Annotated in this window: 3 protein-coding genes; 2 read left to right on the forward strand and 1 reads right to left on the reverse strand. The window is 75.3% G+C overall.

Features of this window, described 5'->3' with window-relative positions; genetic code table 11:
* Positions 1 to 309 precede the first annotated feature (309 nt).
* On the reverse strand, positions 310 to 1,515 hold the full coding sequence (locus G5C65_RS33415; protein ID WP_165302812.1) for a cytochrome P450: 1,206 nt from the start codon (positions 1,513 to 1,515) through the stop codon (positions 310 to 312).
* A 275-nt stretch (positions 1,516 to 1,790) separates the two neighbouring features.
* Between G5C65_RS33415 and G5C65_RS33420 the strand changes: the two genes are divergently transcribed.
* Both G5C65_RS33420 and G5C65_RS33425 read left to right on the forward strand, forming a co-directional pair.
* On the forward strand, positions 1,791 to 2,855 hold the full coding sequence (locus tag G5C65_RS33420; protein WP_165302813.1) for a MarR family transcriptional regulator: 1,065 nt from the start codon (positions 1,791 to 1,793) through the stop codon (positions 2,853 to 2,855).
* Positions 2,856 to 2,861: 6 nt separating this feature from the next.
* The coding region (locus G5C65_RS33425) for a beta/alpha barrel domain-containing protein (RefSeq protein WP_478501620.1) at positions 2,862 to 3,625 on the forward strand (764 nt) is incomplete at its 3' end.

Genomic DNA, 3,625 nt, shown 5'->3' on the forward strand with positions numbered 1-3,625 from the left:
GGGGCGGGAGCGATCCGGAGGGGGCGAGCAGCAGCCGCCAGTAGTCCTCGGGCGAGTCGGCGGCGTCGGAGAACCGGCAGCCGATTCCCACGACCGCGGCGGCGTCGTCGCGTTCCATCCACACCTTCCTTCACGGGGGGGCGGCCGGTGCCGGCCGCCTCAGCAGCGGGACTCCCCCGTTCCGCATGCTTTCGGCGCGTCCGCGCGGCCCTCAAGGACGGGAAACCGGCCAGGTGCGCCCGCACCGGCCGTCCCGCGGCCGGGTGCCGCCGACGCCGCCGGGCAACGCCGGGCACCGCCGGGCCGCCGTCAGACCGCGAGGACCAGCCGTTGCGGCGCTGTGAGCGCGTGGCTGGGCTGCCACTCCCGCTCGGCCACCCGGATCCGGGTCCACCGCTCCGTGAGCAGCCGCAGCACGATGCGCGCCTCCAGCCGGGCCAGCTGCGCGCCGAGGCAGAAGTGCGGGCCGTGGGAGAAGGCCAGATGCGGGTTGGGACTGCGGGTGATGTCGAAGCGGCCGGGGTGCGGGAACCGGCGCTCGTCGCGGGCGGCGGAGACCGTGGCCACCAGCACGAGCCGGTTGCGCGGGATGTCCACCCCGTGCAGCGTCACATCGGTCGCGGTGACCCGCGCGGCGTCCGGCACGGGCGGCCGGAAGCGCAGCGTCTCCTCGACCGCGCCGGGGATCAGGGACGGATCGGCGCGGACCGCCGCGTACGCGTCGGGGTGCTCGTCCATGCACACCGCCAGGTTGCTGAGCAGCCCCATGGTCGTGACGTGCCCGGCCATGAGCAGCAGCACCGAGAAGGTGACGATCTCCTCGTCGGTCAGCCGCCGCCCGTCGGCCTCGGCCGTGCCCAGCGTGCTCATCAGATCCTCGCCGGGCGTGGACCGCTTCCGCTTCACCTGGTCGCGCAGCAGGTCGAGCAGTTCGGCCATCGCCTGCTCCCGGCGCTGCTGCAACCCCGTGTCGGAGGGGTCCGGAGCGGTGATGCGGATCTGCGCGTCGGCGCAGCGCTCCAGCACCGGGCGGTCGGCGGACGGCAGGCCCAGCAGGTCGGCGATCACGCTGAGCGGCAGCGGGTAGGCGAGGTCGCGGACGAACTCCATACGGCCGCCCTCCCGGCCCGCGTCGAGCACGCGCGCCGCCCGCTCGGCGATCCCGGCCTCCAGGGCCGCGAGCCGGCGCGGGGTGAACGCCTGGGAGACCAGCGCGCGCAGCACCTGGTGCCGGGGCGGGTCCAGCACCGCGATGTTGCCCTCCACCAGCTCCTCGGAGAGGGTGAGGCGGCTCATGTCGTTGGAGAAGGTCCGCCAGTCGCCCAGCACCTGGGTGGCGTCGTCGTAGCGGAGCACGCGCCACACCTGCGAGGTGGAGTCCAGCAGCACCGGCCGCTCCTGGCGCATCCGGTCCAGCCAGGCGTGCATCGCCTGGCCGCCGTCGGTGAAGAACGGCGGCCGTGTGAGGTCGTCCTCCGGGGTCGCGTGCGCACACTGTTCCGGTGTCGTGGCCATGGCCCGACTCCCCTCCTGGTATCGGACTCCTGGTATCCGGACGATCTTCCGCTCTCCGGCAACGCCGAGTGTGCCAACGGCGCGCGCCCGGCGCCCTGGGGAATCCCCCAGCACTCTCCCTGAGCAGCGCGTCGGGCCCGGCCCGCGGCACGCCCCGGGGAGCGGCCCGGCCCCGGTGCCGGGGCGTGTGCTGGGGCCACCCCGGGGGCGGCGGCTCCCGGGCGGCGGCAGACTCCCCACCGCAGTGCCCGGTGACCGCACACGAGGAGGCCGGAATGTCCGAACAGGTGAGGGTGCAGCCCCCGGCGGAACCCACCGCCGGTGAACGCGAGTTCGTCGAGCGGGTCGCTGAGCACCACTTCAGCGCGCACGGCATGCCACGGGAGTGCGGGCGGATCCTCGGCTGGCTGATGATCTGCGACCCGCCCCGCCAGCCCCTGGACGACCTGTGTACGGCGCTGGGGCTGGGCCGGGAGCAGGCCGAGCCGTTCGTGGAGCAGATGACGCTGGCGAACGTCTTCGTGGCGGACAAGGGCGAGGACGGCACGCCGGCGGTGGAGATGGCGGAGAACGGCTGGCCGCACGCCGTCGCCGCCACCTTCGCGAGCTGGCCGGCCTTCCACGAGTCCCTGCGCTACGGACTGGAGGTGCTGGGTGACGCGCCCGGGGAGCGCCGCCGCCGGCTGGCCGAGCTGGAGGAGCTGTTCCGGTACCTCGTCACCGAGCTGCCCCCGATGATCGCCCGCTACCAGGGAACGCCGGGGCCGGGCGAGGAGCCCCCCGCGAGCCAGGAGGAGCGCGGCGAGCGGGCGCCCGGAGCCGCGGGCGCGGCGGCGGACCTCTCCGAGGGCGAGCGCGCCTTCGTGGAGAAGATCGCCGAGCACTACCACACCAACGACGGCATGCCCCTGGAGCGCGGCCGGGTGCTGGGCTGGCTGATGATCTGCGACCCGCCCGAGCAGTCCGCCGCGCAGCTCGCCGATCGGCTCGGGTCCGACCGGGACGCGGTCGACCGCATCGTCGCCCAGCTCGTCCCCGACGCGGACCACGACGGCGTCTTCCAGCGGACGTACCCGGACGACGGCGACGACGGCTCCGGCGGCGACGGCTCCGGCGACTACACGGTGTGGATGCGCGAGGGCCGCTGGGCGGCCCAGGTGAAGGCGGCCTTCGCCGGGATCCCGGACTTCCACCGCATCGTCCAGGGCGGCCTGCTGGAGCTGGCCGACGCCGCCCCCGAGCGCCGCCGCCGGCTGGAGCGCATGGAGCACTTCCTCGGATATCTCAGCGTGGAGATCCCGCAGATCTGGGACCGCTACGAGCAGCAGCAGGCGCGGTGACACCGGATGCTCACCCGTGACACCGGCACCGCCGCGCCGGACCCGCCGGCCGGGGCCGAGGCCGAGGGGACGACGGCACCCGCCGTACGCCCCCAGGACCTGGGCAGCGCGCGGTTCCGGGCCGCGCACCGCGTGCGCTACGCGTATGTGGCGGGCTCCATGTTCAAGGGGATCGCCTCCGAGCAGATGGTGCTGCGGATGGGCCGCGCCGGACTCCTGGGCTACTTCGGCACCGGCGGCCTGGATCTGGACCGCGTGGAGCGGGCCGCCGCCGCCTTCCGCCGCGAGCTGGGCCCGGACGGCGCGTACGGGCTGAACCTGCTGGCCAGTCCGGACCGGCCGGAGAAGGAGCAGCGCGTGGTCGACGCGCTGCTGCGGCACGGCGTACGCCGCATCGAGGCGGCCTCGTTCGTCCGGATGACCCCGGCGCTGGTCCGCTACCGGGTCGCGGGGCTGCGCCGGGCACCGGACGGCTCGGTGGAGGCCGGGCACGCGGTGCTGGCCAAGGTCTCCCGCGCCGAGGTCGCGGACGCGTTCCTCGCCCCGCCGCCGCCGGACATGGTCGAGGCGCTGCGCGCCGCCGGACGGATCAGCGCCGAGCAGGCCGAGCTGGCGCGCACGGCGCCGATGGCGGACGACGTGTGCGCGGAGGCCGACTCCGGCGGCCACACCGACCAGCGGCCGCTGGTGGTGCTGCTGCCCGAGCTCATCCGGCGGCGGGACGCGGCGGCCCGGCGGCACGGCGGCACCGCCGGGGTGCGGGTGGGCGT

The organism is Streptomyces boncukensis, assembly GCF_011045075.1.
Classification (GTDB): Bacteria; Actinomycetota; Actinomycetes; order Streptomycetales; family Streptomycetaceae; genus Streptomyces; species Streptomyces boncukensis.